Genomic DNA, 17,903 nt, shown 5'->3' with positions numbered 1-17,903 from the left:
GCTCGGAAATAAATAATAACATGAAAAAGTGGAATGATAAAACGAAAGTTCAATGTGATATAATAGGTCTTTCGTTTCGAGTATTCTGTATTTTAAAAAGGAGAATTTTCCTTTTATATAACAGTTTGGAAATAGGAGATTTATCCATAAAAAGTTCAGAAATAAAAACTACACATCTATACAACTATATGTTATTATGGTTATGTAATAGAAAGCGTTTTCTAAAGCGTACTTATAATGATAACGATTTCATAAATTTAATTAGGGGGAATTAAAATGTTGCAGTTTTTACAACGTATTGGTAAAGCGTTAATGCTTCCGATCGCAGTACTACCAGCAGCAGGATTATTGCTTCGTTTAGGGCAACCAGATGTATTTGATATTCCTGTTATGGCACAGGCCGGCGCAGCAGTTTTTGATAACTTAGCACTTATTTTTGCAATTGGTATTGCAATCGGTCTTTCAGTGGATGGTAGTGGTGCAGCAGGTCTTGCAGGTGCAATTGGTTATCTTGTTATGAAAAATAGTATTGATGCACTTAGCAAAGGGTATTCAACTGCTGAATTACAAGGTAAATTAGGTAAAGTCCAAGATTTAATAGGTAATAGCGCAAATGTAGATCCATCTAAGCTTGCAGATACAATGACACAAGTATCTAAGGCTGCTGAATTATCGACTAAAGTAGATATGAAAGTTTTAGGTGGTATTATTGTTGGTGTTATAGCAGGACTTCTTTATAATAAATTCCATAAGATTAAACTTCCAGAATGGTTAGGTTTCTTTGCTGGAAAACGTTTCGTTCCAATTGTTACATCAGTTGTGATGCTGATATTAGGAATTCTATTTGCACAAATTTGGCCAACAATTCAAAATGGTATTGATGCATTAGCTCATGGAATTGTTAATTTAGGTGCAATTGGTTCAGGATTATTTGGTTTATTAAACCGTTTATTAATCCCAATTGGTTTACACCACGTAATGAACACATACTTCTGGTTTGTATTTGGGGACTTTACAAATGCAGCAGGTAATGTTGTTAATGGTGATATTGCTCGTTTCCTTGCAGGTGACAAAACAGCAGGTATGTTTATGACTGGTTTCTTCCCAGTTATGATGTTCGGTTTACCAGCAGCATGTTTCGCAATGATTGCAGCTGCTAAACCAGAAAAGCGTAAAGCAGTTACTGGTATGTTAGCTGGTCTAGCATTAACTTCATTCTTAACTGGTATTACAGAGCCTATTGAATTCTCATTCATGTTCTTATCACCAGTATTATATGGTATTCATGCTGTACTAACAGGTCTTTCTTTATTCATTACAACATCACTTGGCATTCATGATGGTTTCTCATTTAGTGCCGGTGCAATCGATTATGCTTTAAACTTCGGTATTGCAACAAAACCAGTCTTACTAGCAGGTATCGGTTTAATTTACGCAGCAATTTATTTCATAGTATTCTACTTCTTAATTAAGAAGTTCGATTTAAAAACTCCTGGTCGTGAAGATGACGATGAGTTAGTTGAAGATGGTGATGCACCAGTTGCAGGTTCAATTGGTGAAACTTACGTAGCAGCTTTAGGCGGAAAAGAAAACTTAACAGTTATTGATAACTGTGCAACACGTCTACGCTTACAAGTAAAAGATGCTGGTCAAGTAAATGAAGCAGCATTAAAACGTGCTGGTGCAAAAGGTGTTATGAAATTAAGTAATACAAGTGTACAAGTTATCGTAGGTACAAATGTTGAATCTGTTGCCGATGATATGAAAAAACACGTATAAATAATGAGATAAGAGGATGTCCAAAAAGATTGATAACATCAATTTTTTAGAGGATATCCTCTTTTTTTTGTTAATAATTTAACGGGAATCTTACTTTTGTAAATTTTCTTTTTCTTTTTTGTACATATAGGTTGGTAATATGTGCAGTGCGTGATAAAGTAGGGATGATATAGAATGGATTATCCATAATCTACTAAAACGAATCTTTAGTAGAGGAATTAAATTATTGGTGAGTAAGGGGAAAAAAGCAATTATGGATCAGGAAAAAAATAATGCGAATGGGAAAGCACATCGGCCGATTGTATACATAAAAAGAACAATCATTCTCGTCTTACTATTATCACTTGTATATTTCATGTATACAAAAATTGTTGCGCATAATAAGAAAGAAGAAACTTTAAAAGCGGCAGCAGAAATGAAGAAACAAGAAGAGTTAAAAAAGAAAGAAGAAAAAAAGAAACAAGAAGTACAGAAGCAAAAACAAAAAGAGCAGGAAGAACAAATGAAGCAAGCGCAAGCAGCGGAGAAACCTGCTGAAGGGCCACCTCAAGAAATTAATGAAAACGCTCAATTGGACCAGTATTTACAAAACGCAGGATTTAGCGGGACAGCTGTTATTGTGAAGAACGGAAAAGTTCTTCTGAATAAAGGGTATGGTATGGCAAATAAAGAGCAGCAAGTACCGAATAATTCAGAGACGACTTTTTATATTGGTTCTATTTCAAAGGCGTTTGTAGCAACTGCTATTATGCAATTGAAAGATCAAAATAAATTACAAGTAGAAGATACTGTTGCGAAGTATATTCCAGATTTTCCACAAGGTAATAATATTCAGCTAAAACATCTATTAACACATACATCAGGGATTCCCGAATATGAGCAGGGAAAAGAAGATATTTCTCATGAAGAACTGATAAAGCGGATAGGAAATCAAAAGCGTATTGGTGGTCCAGGAGAGAAGTGGAAGTATTCTGATTCGAACTACTCTATACTTGCTTATATTGCAGAGAAGGTAAGTGGGCAGTCACTCGAAGAATATATTAAACAACATATTTTTGCCACTGCCGGTATGAAACATTCTGGCTTTGGCACAGCGTTAGAACAAACAAGATTCCCATCAACGGGTTATAAAATAGTAAATAATAATATGACAACACCTAATATTCCAAGCATGTCACAACTATATGGTTGTGGTGATATATACACAAGTGCGCATGATTTATATTTATTTAACGAAGCACTATTCTCTGGAAAATTAATTTCAAAAGAGAGTTACGATCAAATGTTTACGGGTGGAAAAAAGGATTACGGGTTTGGATGGTACGTAGACCCAGGAAGCTATTCGAATCATGGTGTAATGCCAGGTTGGAATTGCTTAAACGGATTTAGTAAAAATGGTAGTGTATATGTTGTTTTATTATCTAACATTCAAAATAATATTAAATCATTTGGTAAAGTGAATAATGACATTTATTCGATATTGCGGAATATTGAAGTGTAAGAAACTATCCTGTTGGATAGTTTTTTTTATGCTCTGAAACAAATATTTCTTTTAGAAAATGTATGTCTTACCTATCACAAAAATATCCATTTTGTATACATTAAGATGTATGGATGTAAAATTTTATAATCTAAAAATAATAGGAGGAGAAGTGTATGTGTCTGTTCAGAAAATATTGGCATAAATTATCAAGATTGTTTAATAGACAATTAGATTATTTTTTAGATAATAAGTTATTGCCTGCTGTGGAAAGACTTTTATTTTCACAAAACTTCGCGAGATTTATTCAAAGAAACTCTAAGCAAGCTACGGAAGAAGTTATTGAATCAAGTAGATTTCAATCTATTATTTGTAACATTTTAAAAGAATGCAATACATCACCTTTTAAAGAAATTGCAAAGCAGTATTTAGGTAAAAACGTAGAAATTACGGTGACAGTTGGACAATTAACAGGTGTTATTGTAGCAGTTGGTGATGACTTCTTAACATTGCAAGAAGGAATAGGAACTGAAGTTTTATTACCATTTACAAGTATTATATCAATTAAAGAAGCGTAAGAAAGGAGAGTTATATATGTTATTTACTGATGAATTACGTAACCATGTTGGAGAACTAGTGCAAGTTGTGACAGCTGTAGAAATCATTGTAGGCGTTCTTTTATCTGTGACGGATGGGGCAGTAATTGTTCGTACTTCTCCTTCTTATGGACCACCAGAAGATGTAGTTGTGCGTATTCCTATTATTGCTTATGTTCGCTTGGAAGGGTAAGAGTGATACAAGTATGAGAGTGTCAGTTGTTATTCCAGTGCATAATGAAGCAAGTACTTTATCAAAAGTTTTAGTAGAGGTAAGAAAGCTCGAACCATATGAAGTTATCATAGTAGATAATGGATCGACAGATGGGACGAAGGAAATAGCATTACAGCATAATTGCCGTGTGATTTATTATAGATATTCTCTTGGTAATGATGTGGGACGGGCAATTGGTGCTAGAGAAGCAAAAGGCGAGATTGTTTTGTTTTTAGATGGTGATATCGTCATGAAAAGTGAAGAATTATACAATTTTATTAAAGGAATACGACAAGGACATGAGATTGTTTTAAATAATTTAACATGGTCCGTTTACTTGAAGATGAGACCGCATTATACGACGGTTGGAAAATATATGTTAAATCGTTATTTGAACAAGAAAGAGTTTGTTGTAGGATCTTTAATTGCAATACCACATGCGATAAGTCGTAAAGTGATTGAAAAACTGGGGTGGTGGAATTTAGCAGATCCAGCATTATTTCAAGCGATGGCGATGTCTAGAGGAGTAGATATTTCTGATATGGCTTCAGTTGATGTCATCTACACAAATAAAGTTCGTCCTGTGCATACTGGTACATCACCTGGCTCTCCTTATCCGAAAGCGACTAGTCGTATTATGGGTGATCATTTGCGAGCTTTACAATACGTAATCGAAACATATGGTAAACGCGGTGGTTTTTCAGAGGACAATAGAGATAGAGAGTTTGTAGGAAAGTATAAACCAGTTTTATTACAAAAGAATAAAGCGAAATATAGTGCCATTATCCCAGTATCAGAAGAGAAAATGACCATAAGGTCTGTTATAAAAGAAGTGAAAGAAGCAGGTGTAGATGAAATTATAGTTGTCGCGAATGGAGCAGATGTTGAGACTGTTAAACAGGCAAAGCTAGAGAATGTTATTGTTGTTGAATTTACGAAGGCGCTTGGACATAATGTAGCACGAGCAATAGGTGCCATGCATGCTACGGCAGATATTTGTTTATTCGTTGATAGTGATCTTGTTATTCCAGCAAAAAAACTCACTCTATTTTTACATGCTGTTGAAGATGGAAATGACGTGGTGTTAAATGATTTACAATGCTTATTAGATATGTTTCATCCAGCAGATCCAATTAGTATGGGAAAATACTTTGTGAATTTGATAGCGAAACGACCAGATTTATGGAATAACTCACTAACTGCTGTACCACATGCCATTCATAAGAAGGTAATAGAGAAAATAGGATATGATTCCCTTATCATTCCGCCATTAGCACAAGTGAAAGCTATTTTAGAAGGATTCTCTATTACAACAGTAGAGTTAGTAGATGTTATAAAAACAAATCGAGTACGTCCAGAGCAACACGAATTTGTAAATGGGCGTATTTCAGCGTTTGATCGTATTTTCGGTGATCAACTTGAAGCGGTTGCGTATTTATTACAATGTACGGACGAACGTGGTGGTTTTACAGATGGAGATAGAGATAGAGATGTAATTCAACAATTGAGAAGGGAAGAAGAGAATACAAATGAATAGTAGTAAAGTAGCTATTATTGGGCTAGGGTATGTTGGCCTTCCTTTAGCGGTACATTTTGCAGAAAGAGGGCATACAGTACTTGGATTAGATAAAGATATTAGAAAAATAGACTCAATTATAAAAGGAGAAAGTTATATTCCGGATGTTTCTTCTAAAGAGTTACAAAGTTTATTGACGAAAAAAAAATTAACAGTAAATACACCGGATCAAGGCATTGCTGATTTTCAAAATAGTGATTATGTTATTGTCACTGTCCCGACTCCAATTAATGAACAAAGAGAACCAGACTTAAGTGCCCTCATTTCAGCTTCGCATTATATACAACAAAACCTTCAAAAAGGACAAACCTTCATTTTTGAAAGCTCCACATATCCAGGCACACTTGAAGAAGTCATCCTACCTATTATTTCTCAAAATGGTAAAAAGGTAGGGGAAGATTTCTATATCGGATATTCCCCTGAGAGAATTGATCCAGCAAATAGTCAATATTCAGTTCAAGCTATTCCAAAAGTTATTAGTGGACAAACAGAAAAGTGTAAACAAAAGGTACAGGATTTATATAGTACCATTTTTGACGAAGTTGTACCTGTTAGCTCTCCGAAAGTAGCAGAGATGTGCAAGCTATTTGAAAATATTCAGCGCTTAGTTAACATTTCTTTAGTAAATGAACTAAACACACTATGTGAAAGTTTAGGCATTGATTTTTATGAGGCCATTGAAGCGGCATCTACAAAACCATTTGGGTTTACTCCGTATTGGCCAGGGCCAGGGATAGGGGGACACTGTATTCCCGTAGACCCTTTATATTTTCAATGGAGAATAAAAAAGAATGGAGCAATTAGTCAATTAATTGAGGCTGCACATATAATTAATGAAGAAATGCCAGAGAAAATGGTCCGGAAAGTAAAAAGTGTGGTGCAATTACCTGCAACGGTGTTAATTGTAGGGATTGCGTATAAAAAAGATGTAAATGATTTGAGAGAATCACCAGCGTTACCGATTATTCAATTATTAAGAAATCAAGGATACGAGATAGAATATCATGATCCTTATATTTCTTCCGCGGAAATTGGAGATAAGGTGTACCAATCTGTTTCTTTAGATGAAGAAAAAGTTAAAAAAGCGGATTGTATTTTAATTTTAACGGATCATTCTAATATTGATTGGAAGCTTTTTAAAGGAATAGACCGAGTAATAGATACACGCGGGATTGTAAAGAAGGTGAGTAAATGAGTAAGAAATGTTTAATTACAGGTGGAGCCGGATTTATCGGGTCACATTTAGCTGAAGAGTTGATGAGAAGAGGTTATGAGGTCACTGTTGTGGATAACTTTTATAAAGGTAAAAATAAGTACCATAAAGAGTTAATGAAAGAAATCCGTGTTATTCCAATAAGTGTTTTAGATAAAAATTCTATTTATGAATTAGTAGATCAGCATGATGTCGTGTTTCATTTAGCAGCAATTTTAGGTGTGAAAACAACAATGGAAAAAAGTATAGAGCTCATAGAAACGAATTTTGATGGGACGAGAAATATTTTACAAGCAGCGCTAAAAGGAAAGAAGAAAGTAGTTTTTGCTTCTACTTCAGAAGTATATGGTAAGGCCAAGCCGCCTTTCTCTGAAGAGGGAGATCGATTGTACGGGGCAACTTCTAAAATTCGTTGGAGTTATGCGGTTTGTAAAACGTTAGAAGAAACATTATGTTTAGGATACGCATTAGAAGGCTTACCGGTAACGATTGTTCGATATTTTAATATTTATGGTCCAAGAGCGAAAGATGGTCCGTATGCAGGAGTAATTCCGCGATTTATCCGTGCGGCACTGCAAGGAGAAGACATTCTCGTATATGGAGATGGAAAGCAGACACGTTGTTTTACGTATGTGAGTGATGCGGTAGAAGCAACAATTCGGGCAATGGATGAGAAGGTAAATGGTGAGATTATTAATATAGGTTCTGAGAATGAACAGAGTATAAAAGAAGTAGCAGAAGTAATTAAAAAATTAACGAATTCTTCTTCGAAGATTGTACAAGTGCCTTTTGAAGAAGTATATCCTCATGGTTTTGAAGAAATTCCAAATAGAAGACCAGATGTAACAAAATTAAAAGAGCTTGTTCAATTTCAGGCGAAAGTAACGTGGGAAAACGGATTGAAGGAAACAATTAAGTGGTTTCGTGAACAAAACAATGGCTAAGTCATTATCTGTTATTATTCCTGCATGTAATGAGGTCGATACGATTTCAGACGTTATTCAATCGGTAAGACCATTAAATCCAGTAGAAATCATTGTAGTAGCAAACGGTTGTAATGATGGAACAGAAGATGTTGCAGATCGTTTAGGGTGTAAAGTAATCAAGCATACAGAGCTACTAGGGAACGATGTTGGACGTGCAGTCGGCGCAAAACATGCGATAGGTGATGTATTACTATTTATAGATGGTGATTTTGCTATTCCAACTTCAAAATTAAAATTATTCCTTAATCCGATTTTATACGATCAGGCAGATGTAGTTTTAAATAATTTGGATGCATTATTTTTAAAAAGGAAAAAAACCACTTCTATTACAGTATGGCGCCAAATATTAAATGCAATGTTAGAGCGTGAAGAATTAAAAATGAATTCTTTATTAGATGTACCTCATGCGCTGACGAAAGAAGTCGTTCAAAGCATCGGATATGAATGTTTTGTTAATCCTATTGTGGCTCATTTACACCTAGTTCAAAGTAAATGGAGAATTAGTCGTCATTGTGCCATTGACGTTATTACGCCGAATAAATTTCGTCCATTCCAGCATGCTGCATATGGGCCAAATCTTTCCCAATCTGAAAAAAGAATGATAGGTGATCATATAGAAGCAGTAGCAGAACGGATATTAAGCAGTGATGAGCGCGGAGGATATTATGATGGAAATAGGAAAAGGGATAGTGTCTATCATACTTTAAGTTTTGAAGAGTTTTATCAAGGGTGGGGTGTTACATCTGATTTGTATAAAGGAAAGCAACTATCGGTTGTTATTCCCGTACAAGATGAAGAGAAAACAATTGGAAACGTTATAGAAGAGCTTCGCAAAATTGAACCCTTCGAAATTATCGTTGTCGTAAATGGTTCGTCAGATAAAACGAAAAAAATTGCAAAAGACAAAGGGGCAACGACAATTGTATATAAAGAAGCACTCGGAAATGATGTGGGGCGCTCACTTGGAACGTATTTTGCAAAAGGAGAAATTGTGTTATTTATAGATGGCGATTTTGTTATTCCAGCGAGTGAGCTGTATCCTTTTGCGAAAGCTATTGCAGATGGAACAGATGTTGCATTAAATGATCTAAATCATTATTTAGATTTAAGAGTACCGCTTCATCTTGTAACTGCATTTAAATATGCATTAAATTTAGCTTGTGATAGAAAAGATCTAGGCGTAGGCTCTCTTATCGCTGTACCGAATGCGTTTAGCCGTAAGTGTTTGAAAGAAATTGGGTATAGATCTTTACTGGCGCCGTGTGTAGCCCAAGTGAAAGCTATTCTTTCAGGATTTGAAGTTGCATGTGTAAGTCGTGTTGAGGTCGATAAGATGAACCGTATTCGTCCCAGTGAACATTTTGCTAAAATAGGTCATCCACCAGCTGTACTTCGAATTATAGGTGATCATATAGAAGGACTAGATCAAATAATTGCATTAACAGACAATCGTGGCGGATTCTATGATGGCAATAGAAAAAGAGATGTTTTATAGAAGTAACAAAAAAAGTGTACAACATGTGTACACTTTTTTGTTCTGTTATAAAAACTATAACAGATTAGGAGATAAGAGTATTACAGCTCTACAATGGGTATTGTTCTTATATTACAAAATAGGACTCGTATATAAGGATACCAAAAAAATACAATTAAGGAAAGGGTTAATTTTAAAGACTTTTAAATGAAGTTAACACTATATATATAGTAGTTTGCTCAACATTTCACAAACATGTCACAACTATTTCGTTCACTTTCGTAAAAAAGTAGTATTCTAAGTGTGTAAGCTGTTATATAAAAAATCTTAGTCCTGTACTAATCAAAAATGGAGGAGATTAGGATGACTCAAGTATTAGAAAATGTTAAAAACGCATGGGAAAACTTTAAAGGTGAAAAATGGAAAGCAGAGATTGATGTTCGCGATTTCATTTTAAATAATGTAAACGTTTTCGAAGGGGACGAATCTTTCTTAGCAGAAGCAACTGAAGCAACGAAAAAACTTTGGGATCAAGTAATGGATTTAACAACGAAAGAACGTGAAAACGGTGGCGTTCTTGATATGGATACAAAAATTGTTTCTTCTATTACATCACATGACCCAGGATACTTAAATAAAGATATTGAAAAAGTAGTCGGTTTCCAAACTGATAAACCATTTAAACGTTCTTTACAACCATATGGTGGTATTCGTATGGCAGAACAAGCTTGTGAATCTTATGGATACGAAATGGATAAAGAACTTAGTCGTATTTTTAGAGAGTGGAGAAAAACTCATAACCAAGGTGTATTTGATGCATACACACCAGAAATGAGAAATGCACGTAAATCAGGTGTTATTACTGGTCTTCCAGATGCATACGGACGTGGACGTATTATCGGTGACTATCGCCGAGTAGCGTTATATGGTATTGATCATTTAATTGAAGCGAAAAAAGCTGATTTGAATTTAACTGGTGGTGTAATGAGCGAAGATACGATGCGTTTACGCGAAGAGTTATCTGAGCAAATGCGTGCACTTCAAGAGTTAAAAGAAATGGCTGCTTCTCATGGCTTCGATATTTCTAAGCCAGCAACAAATGCACAAGAAGCATTCCAATGGTTATACTTCGCATACCTTGCAGCGATTAAAGAGCAAAACGGGGCTGCAATGAGTCTTGGACGTACTTCTACATTCTTAGATATTTACATTGAAAGAGATTTAGCAAATGGTACTTTAACAGAAGAAGAAGTACAAGAAATTGTAGATCACTTCATTATGAAATTACGTCTTGTGAAATTCGCAAGAACACCTGATTATAATGAATTATTCTCTGGTGACCCAACTTGGGTAACTGAATCTATCGGTGGTATGGCATTAGATGGTCGTCCATTAGTAACAAAGAACTCATTCCGTTTCTTGCATACATTAGATAATTTAGGACCAGCTCCAGAACCAAACTTAACTGTTCTTTGGTCTAAACAATTACCAGAGAACTTTAAAAACTACTGTGCGAAAATGTCTATTAAAACATCAGCAATTCAATATGAAAATGATGACATTATGCGTCCTGAATACGGCGATGATTACGGTATTGCATGTTGCGTATCTGCAATGAGAATCGGTAAACAAATGCAGTTCTTCGGAGCTCGTGCAAACTTAGCGAAAGCATTATTATATGCGATTAACGGTGGTAAAGATGAAAAGTCAAAAGCACAAGTTGGTCCTGAGTACGCACCAATTACTTCTGAAGTATTAAATTATGAAGAAGTTATGCATAAGTTTGATATGACAATGGAATGGTTAGCGGGTCTATATTTAAACACATTAAATGTTATCCATTACATGCATGATAAATATAGCTATGAACGTATTGAAATGGCACTTCATGATACAAACGTTCTTCGTACAATGGCAACAGGTATCGCTGGTCTATCTGTAGTAGCAGATTCATTAAGTGCAATTAAATACGCAAAAGTAAAACCAATTCGTGATGAAAATGGTATTGCAGTTGACTTCGAGATTGAAGGAGATTTCCCTAAATACGGTAACAATGATGATCGTGTAGATGAGATTGCTGTAAATCTTGTAAAAACATTTATGAATAAACTTCGTAAACATAAAACATACAGAAATTCTGTTCATACAATGTCAATCTTAACAATCACATCTAACGTTGTATACGGTAAGAAAACTGGTAATACTCCAGATGGCCGCCGTACTGGAGAACCATTTGCACCAGGTGCGAACCCAATGCATGGACGTGATACAAAAGGTGCATTAGCTTCATTATTATCTGTGGCTAAATTACCATATGAAGATGCACAAGATGGTATTTCTAATACATTCTCTATTATTCCGAAAGCACTTGGTAAAGAAGATGATGTACAAGTACGTAACTTAGTATCAATGCTTGATGGCTATGCAGTAAAAGAAGGGCACCACTTAAATATTAACGTATTTAACCGTGAAACATTAATGGATGCAATGGAACATCCTGAGAAGTATCCACAATTAACAATTCGTGTATCTGGTTATGCTGTAAACTTTATTAAATTAACTCGTGAACAACAAATTGATGTAATTAACCGTACAATGCATGAAAGCATGTAAATGAAAAAAGTGTCCCTTCGCTCTTAATATATAGCGAAGGGAGGCTGTTTCAATAAAGGAGGAAGTAACATGGTAAAAGGAAGAATACATTCTGTAGAGTCTTGTGGTACTGTTGATGGCCCGGGGATTCGTTATGTCATATTTACACAAGGGTGTTTATTACGTTGTCAATATTGTCATAATGCTGATACGTGGGAAATCGGTAAAGGTAAAGAAATAACAGTTGAAGAAGTGATGCAGGATGTGACATGTTACCTTCCATTTATTGAAGCTTCCGGAGGCGGTATAACAGTTAGCGGTGGAGAGCCATTATTACAGCTAGACTTTTTAATTGAGTTGTTTAAAAAGTGTAAAGCGGCTGGTATCCATACCACAATCGACTCTTCTGGTGGTTGTTATTCTGAGGAACCAGAATTCCAAAATAAGCTAGATATTTTAATGGATTATACAGATTTAGTTTTATTGGATCTGAAACATATCGATTCCAAAAAGCATCGTAAATTAACAGGGAAACCAAATGAACATATTTTACAATTTGCTCGTTATTTATCGGATAAGAATAAACCAATTTGGGTACGACACGTATTAGTTCCTGGTGTTACGGATAATGAAGAGGATCTACAAAAACTATCTAGCTTTATTCAAAGTCTGTCTAATGTTCAAAAAGTTGAAGTGTTACCATATCATAAGCTTGGTGTATATAAATGGGAGGCGCTTGGACACAAGTATCCACTCGCAAATGTAGAACCACCTACTGAGAAAAATGTAGAACATGCTAAATATATTTTACAAGCGGTCTAATCCAAATATTGGATTAGGCTTTTTGCTTTCTTTACAATAAAATCTAGAGTATATATTGATAAAAGAGTATACTGAAAGTAGAATATCCATAATTTTGTACGGAATAAATGGAGAAATTTACATAATTGTAAAGGGAAATCAAAATAGTAAAAAGAATTAAGAAGTAAAAGAGTGAGTATCATGGAATAGAGAACATTTGTAAGTTATTGCGAAAGCTCTTATAGGAAAGTATAATGTAAAGATATGAGCACAGATAGGATTAAGGGGTCAATCTTATATGCTTTGCATATCCACGACAGGTACATAGCTGAAAGGGAATTATTAGAATCTGTTTATGTAATTTTTAAGGAAAATGTTTTTCCTATTGTCGTATATGCAATATGGAGAAACAAAAAGCTAGGAGTGGATTTGTTTGATAAAAAACCCCAAGGTTTTAATATTAACTGCACATTACGGTAATGGTCATGTGCAAGTAGCAAAAACATTAGAACAAACATTTCGCCAAAAAGGAATTGAAGATGTTATTGTATGCGACTTGTTTGGAGAATCACATCCATTTATAACTGACATTACAAAATATCTATATTTAAAAAGTTATACAATAGGAAAAGAATTATATCGTTTGTTTTATTACGGGGTAGAAAAAATTTATGATAAGAAAATAGCATCTTGGTATGCGAACTTTGGAAGAAAACGTTTGAAAACACTATTACAGGTGGAGAAACCAGATATTGTAATTAATACATTTCCAATTATCGCTGTACCAGAATTGAAGAAACAAACAGGTATTTCAATTCCTGTCTATAACGTATTAACGGATTTTTGCGTGCACAAAATATGGATTCATCGAGAAGTAGATCGTTATTTTGTTGCAACGGATCATGTGAAAGAATTGATGGTTGATATCGGTGTACCTGCGGAACAAATTGTTGAAACAGGAATTCCAATTCGGAGTAGTTTTGAGTTAAAGGTAAATCCGGAAATCATATATACTAAATATCAGTTATGTAAGAATAAAAAGATTTTACTAATTGTAGCAGGTGCTCATGGGGTATTAGGAAATGTAAAAGAACTATGCCAATCATTTATGTCAGTGCCTAATTTACAAATAGTTGTCGTTTGTGGGAAAAATGAAGCTTTAAAACAGGATTTATTAAGTTTACAGAAGCAAAATTCCGATGCATTAAAAGTGTTTGGGTATGTTGAAAATATTGATGAATTATTCCGTGTTACTTCTTGTATGATTACGAAGCCAGGCGGAATAACATTAAGTGAAGCAGCAGCGTTGCAAGTACCTGTCATTTTATATAAGCCTGTTCCAGGACAAGAAAATGAAAATGCGATGTACTTTGAAAGAAAGGGAGCAGCAGTTGTCATTCGCGATGATAGTGAGGTTTTTGCAAAAACAGAGGCATTATTACAAGATGATGTGAAGCTTCTTCAAATGAAAGAAGCAATGAAAAGCATCTATCTTCCAGAGCCAGCTGGTCATATTGTAGATGCAATTTTGGCAGAAAATCATGCAGAACCGCGTCATATACCTATTAAATCACCTGCTCTTGCACAATCTTTTACTTAATATGAAACCCTCTTTGTATATGTAAAGAGGGTTCTTTATTATTTTCAAAGAAAATTCAGCCAGTTATCCACAAAAGGATTACGCTTTCATTAAACAGTAAAGTCGGAATATTAACAACTATATCCACATTGTCCACAATTTTTAGAAAAATATCCACAATTAAAACAGCTGATATATGCTTTAATATAGAAAAATATTAAATGTTTTTGAAAATTACTAACAATTCTGTTGGTTTTGTGGATAAAGTTGTCCACAGCAAAAAAAGTCCCTTATGTATAAGGGGCTTTTTTGCTTACTTCTATCAGTCGAGAAAATTATGTAATGAAAATGAATAATTAGGGGGGAAACTTCTAATTATTCATTTTCACTTTAAATGCTTTTCGAGCGATATCCTGCTGCACGATCTGCTTTTTGAAATTCGCGTTGATAGAGAACTTCTTGTGTACTAGATAATGTGTTTTTTGCTTTATCACGTTTCTTTTTATCCATTACAAATCACCTCGTGTCTTAAAGTTACTATTTATCGTTTCCAAAGACATGAGGGGATATACGCATATGGAAAATGTTAACGATTGATTATCATTTCAGAAAATTTAGATTACGCTTCTTTTAATTGATGAGCATCTTGGAAGGTTGTATCTCGCATTGTAGCAAGTGTGTATTGATCTTTTGGAATTTCATATAAGTTATACACTTCTTCGTTTGCGTTAATTTCATCATATACGGCTTTTCTTGTTTCGTTTGCTAGATTCACATATTGCAGTTTTTCTGCAGCTTTAATAGAACGAATATTTATTTTACGAATACGCATGAAAATTGTTTCAATATCTAATTCATAGAAAAGTTCACTAAAAAATGAATCTTTTGCTAATTTGTTATAGCCTTTTCCATGATATGGTTTGCCAAGCCATGTCCCGAGAAATCCAGCTTTTTCTTGCACATCAAATAAAGTAATTGTTCCGATAGGGTTACCCCATTCATCTAAAATTGTGCGTGAAATTAATTCACCACGTTCTTCAGCTTCAATCGTTTGTTTTGTTAAGAATAAATATTCTTCATAAGAATAAGCCTTTTGACGCACAAAAGGGAAGACAGCTGGATCCACCATTAACTCGTATAGAACGTGGCTGTCGTGTAAGTCGCGTTTTTTCAACATACTAACTCCTCCTCACACGAGGGTAGCATGACGAAAAAACACCCCACCCTCGAAATTTTTATATCAATCTTTAAAAAATTTCGGGGTGGGAATCGAACCCACTAGAACCAGTTTCTAACGCTGGTGGCGCACCATTTGCCTTCCCCATTCATCAATTTGAAAATGATAATCACGACACAAATTGATTATGGTTTCATTCAGTTTATAATCGTATAATACTTTATCTAGTCAAAAAAATAAACTAGTTTTTTTTATTTTTTTTGTAAATTATTTTTCCATCAATCATAGTTAGTACAGGCTTGGCTAAATAATGGAAAGGATGATGAGTCCATAACACGAGATCGGCGTCTTTTCCAACCTCAATGCTTCCAATTCTATCCTCTAAACGCAAATTTCGCGCTGGGAATATGGTGATTCCTTCTAGTGCTGTTTTCTCGTCTAACCCTTCTCTTACTGCAACAGCGGCACAAATATTTAAATATTGAATGGGTGTATAAGGATGATCTGTTGTTATAGAAACTTCCACACCATTTTTAGATAATATATGGTAAGTATCCCATGTCTTGTTTTTTAGTTCGATTTTAGAACGACGTGTCAGAGTGGGACCAACTGAAACCTTCAAATTGTGTTTCGAAAGCTCTTCAACAAGAAAGTGTCCTTCTGTACAATGTTCAATACGTAGATCGAGGTTGAATTCCGTTGCAAAGCGTAGCGCAGAACTAATATCATCTGCTCGGTGAGCGTGGATACGTACGGGTATTTCACGACGTAATGCTTTTAAAATAGGAAGCATTCTAAAATCAGCTTCGTGCCCGTAGTGTTGTGCTTCATAGAATGATTCCCGAAGTAACCCCATAATCCCCATACGTGTAATGGATTCTTTTGTTCCATTACTATGGACTTTTTTAGGATTTTCTCCAAAGGCAATCTTTAAACCAGCAGGTTCTTGAATAATCATATGATCAATACAAGTTCCAGCTGTTTTTATTACACAAGTAGTACCCCCGATAATATTTTGACTGCCAGGCATAACGTGAACGGTTGTAATTCCGTTTTGTACAGCGTCTTGAAAGGCAATATCGAAAGGATGGATTCCATCTAAAGAACGAATATGTGGTGTTGAAACTTCAGATGTTTCATTGGCATCATTTCCAGCCCAACCAGTACCTTCATCATAGAGACCAAGGTGAGTATGGACATCAATAAAGCCAGGTAAGAGATGGAGTGCTCGTGCATCTATAACGGTCATATCTTGAGTAGGTTGAATAAAAGGTTTGACCTCGGTAATTCGCTCTCCTGTAACGAGTACATCTCCTTGAAACTTTTGAGATGTAATAGGGTATACAATGGCTTGTTTGAGCAATATTTTCATAGGTACCTCATTTCTGTTACTTTATAATGCTAATGGAAGTTAAGGGAAAGTAACTGAAAGGTTATTTGTATGGTAATGCTTAGGATCCTAGAAAATGAAAGTTTTGAAAGAGCCCATGTAAAATTGTGTTTTAGAAGTACTACATTGTATGCGAAAGTATATTTTGTAATGCATGGTCTATTGCCGGAAATGTGTATTGGTATCCATGTTCAATTGCCTTAATGGGTAATACACGTTGCCCTTCTAGTACAAGTATGCTCATTTCACCCAGTAAAGTTTGAATGATAAATGAAGGTACAGGCAACCAATGAGGTTTTTTCATTATAGTTGCAATGTTTTCTCCAAATTCCTTCATTCTTATGGGTGTTGGTGCTGTCATATTAAGAGGACCATCAATTTCTTTTTTGTGTATGATGAAATCCATCATACGAACGACATCGTCTATATGAATCCATGATAACCATTGCTTCCCAGAACCAATGGTGCCGCCGATATAGAATTGATAGGGAAGTAGCATTTTGGGAAGAGCTCCTCCATTTGCACCTAATACAACTCCAAATCTTGCGTAGATTGTTCGTATTCCGAGAGAACGTGCTTTAGATGCTTCTTGTTCCCATGAATATACTGTATTTGCTAAAAAGTCATTTCCAGGAGTCTCATGCTGTTCTGTAAAAGACTCTATTTCAGACGTTCCATAGTATCCAATAGCACTTGCGTTAATAAATGTGTGTGGTTTTGTATGGAGTGTCTGCAATTGTTTAATGATTCCTTTTGTTGTTTGAATTCTACTGTTTAAAATGACTTTCTTTTGTTGCTTTGTCCATCTACTATTAATAGACTCTCCGGCTAGATTAATAACTATATCAATAGAAGAGAGGGGGAAGGTTTGTAAATCTGGTGTCCATTGAACATACTGAAGGTTAGGATCGGAAGTTTCAGTAGTTTTTTTTCGTGTGAGAATGTAAACAGTATATCCTTTTTGAATAAAAAAAGTAGAAAGGGATTTACCGATAAAGCCTGTACCACCAGAAATTGCGATTTTCACAAGTATTTCCTCCTCATTA

General features: G+C 35.0%; 16 protein-coding genes and 1 pseudogene. 13 read left to right on the top strand and 4 right to left on the bottom strand.

What is annotated here, in order from left to right:
- Window positions 1-20 precede the first annotated feature (20 nt).
- The 13 genes and pseudogenes from DN404_RS31230 (at window position 21) to DN404_RS01490 (ending at window position 14,311) form a co-directional block, all read left to right on the top strand.
- A pseudogene (locus tag DN404_RS31230) lies at window positions 21-135 on the top strand (transcriptional regulator).
- 141 nt (window positions 136-276) lie between these two features.
- The gene (gene nagE / locus DN404_RS01545; RefSeq protein WP_000938900.1) at window positions 277-1,779 is read left to right on the top strand and encodes an N-acetylglucosamine-specific PTS transporter subunit IIBC; all 1,503 of its coding nucleotides are present in this window, start codon (window positions 277-279) and stop codon (window positions 1,777-1,779) included.
- A gap of 253 nt (window positions 1,780-2,032) precedes the next feature.
- A complete protein-coding gene (locus DN404_RS01540; RefSeq protein ID WP_033691709.1) occupies window positions 2,033-3,280 on the top strand; it encodes a serine hydrolase domain-containing protein in 1,248 nt (415 codons plus the stop codon).
- A gap of 155 nt (window positions 3,281-3,435) precedes the next feature.
- Window positions 3,436-3,837, top strand: a complete 402-nt coding sequence (locus tag DN404_RS01535) for an LSm family protein (protein WP_000335531.1) — start codon at window positions 3,436-3,438, stop codon at window positions 3,835-3,837.
- Between the two features lie 16 nt (window positions 3,838-3,853).
- Window positions 3,854-4,048, top strand: a complete 195-nt coding sequence (locus DN404_RS01530) for an LSm family protein (protein ID WP_000899470.1) — start codon at window positions 3,854-3,856, stop codon at window positions 4,046-4,048.
- Between the two features lie 13 nt (window positions 4,049-4,061).
- On the top strand, window positions 4,062-5,606 hold the full coding sequence (locus DN404_RS01525; RefSeq protein ID WP_001266468.1) for a glycosyltransferase family 2 protein: 1,545 nt from the start codon (window positions 4,062-4,064) through the stop codon (window positions 5,604-5,606).
- The gene (locus DN404_RS01520) at window positions 5,599-6,840 is read left to right on the top strand and encodes a nucleotide sugar dehydrogenase (protein ID WP_001088924.1); all 1,242 of its coding nucleotides are present in this window, start codon (window positions 5,599-5,601) and stop codon (window positions 6,838-6,840) included. Before DN404_RS01525 ends, DN404_RS01520 begins: the two co-directional genes overlap by 8 nt.
- On the top strand, window positions 6,837-7,802 hold the full coding sequence (locus DN404_RS01515; RefSeq protein ID WP_000037018.1) for an NAD-dependent epimerase/dehydratase family protein: 966 nt from the start codon (window positions 6,837-6,839) through the stop codon (window positions 7,800-7,802). The genes DN404_RS01520 and DN404_RS01515 overlap by 4 nt, the downstream gene beginning before the upstream one ends.
- The gene (locus DN404_RS01510; RefSeq protein WP_149214689.1) at window positions 7,795-9,339 is read left to right on the top strand and encodes a glycosyltransferase family 2 protein; all 1,545 of its coding nucleotides are present in this window, start codon (window positions 7,795-7,797) and stop codon (window positions 9,337-9,339) included. The genes DN404_RS01515 and DN404_RS01510 overlap by 8 nt, the downstream gene beginning before the upstream one ends.
- Window positions 9,308-9,529, top strand: coding sequence for a hypothetical protein (locus DN404_RS01505; protein ID WP_002094217.1), 222 nt, complete (start codon window positions 9,308-9,310; stop codon window positions 9,527-9,529). The genes DN404_RS01510 and DN404_RS01505 overlap by 32 nt, the downstream gene beginning before the upstream one ends.
- A gap of 152 nt (window positions 9,530-9,681) precedes the next feature.
- Window positions 9,682-11,931, top strand: a complete 2,250-nt coding sequence (pflB, locus tag DN404_RS01500; RefSeq protein WP_033695425.1) for a formate C-acetyltransferase — start codon at window positions 9,682-9,684, stop codon at window positions 11,929-11,931.
- Between the two features lie 69 nt (window positions 11,932-12,000).
- Window positions 12,001-12,732, top strand: coding sequence for a pyruvate formate-lyase-activating protein (gene pflA, locus DN404_RS01495; RefSeq protein WP_000238458.1), 732 nt, complete (start codon window positions 12,001-12,003; stop codon window positions 12,730-12,732).
- A 412-nt stretch (window positions 12,733-13,144) separates the two neighbouring features.
- The gene (locus DN404_RS01490; RefSeq protein WP_000594690.1) at window positions 13,145-14,311 is read left to right on the top strand and encodes a diglucosyl diacylglycerol synthase; all 1,167 of its coding nucleotides are present in this window, start codon (window positions 13,145-13,147) and stop codon (window positions 14,309-14,311) included.
- A gap of 369 nt (window positions 14,312-14,680) precedes the next feature.
- On the opposite strand, the gene DN404_RS01485 is transcribed toward DN404_RS01490, so the two are convergent.
- From DN404_RS01485 to DN404_RS01470, 4 genes are all read right to left on the bottom strand, one after another.
- On the bottom strand, window positions 14,681-14,800 hold the full coding sequence (locus DN404_RS01485; protein WP_000358482.1) for a YfhE family protein: 120 nt from the start codon (window positions 14,798-14,800) through the stop codon (window positions 14,681-14,683).
- Window positions 14,801-14,909: 109 nt separating this feature from the next.
- Complete coding sequence (locus tag DN404_RS01480; protein ID WP_000914737.1) at window positions 14,910-15,467, bottom strand: GNAT family N-acetyltransferase; 558 nt, start codon at window positions 15,465-15,467, stop codon at window positions 14,910-14,912.
- Window positions 15,468-15,708: 241 nt separating this feature from the next.
- A complete protein-coding gene (locus DN404_RS01475) occupies window positions 15,709-16,839 on the bottom strand; it encodes an amidohydrolase (RefSeq protein WP_000698317.1) in 1,131 nt (376 codons plus the stop codon).
- Between the two features lie 139 nt (window positions 16,840-16,978).
- A complete protein-coding gene (locus DN404_RS01470) occupies window positions 16,979-17,884 on the bottom strand; it encodes a TIGR01777 family oxidoreductase (RefSeq protein ID WP_000684379.1) in 906 nt (301 codons plus the stop codon).
- Between the last annotated feature and the right edge of the window lie 19 nt (window positions 17,885-17,903).

Origin of the sequence: Bacillus sp. TE8-1, from assembly GCF_008368855.1 — a bacterium.
In the GTDB taxonomy this organism is placed as follows: domain Bacteria; phylum Bacillota; class Bacilli; order Bacillales; family Bacillaceae_G; genus Bacillus_A; species Bacillus_A cereus.
Note: the sequence above shows the minus strand (reverse complement) of the source record. Positions and strands in the feature narration are given on the sequence as shown.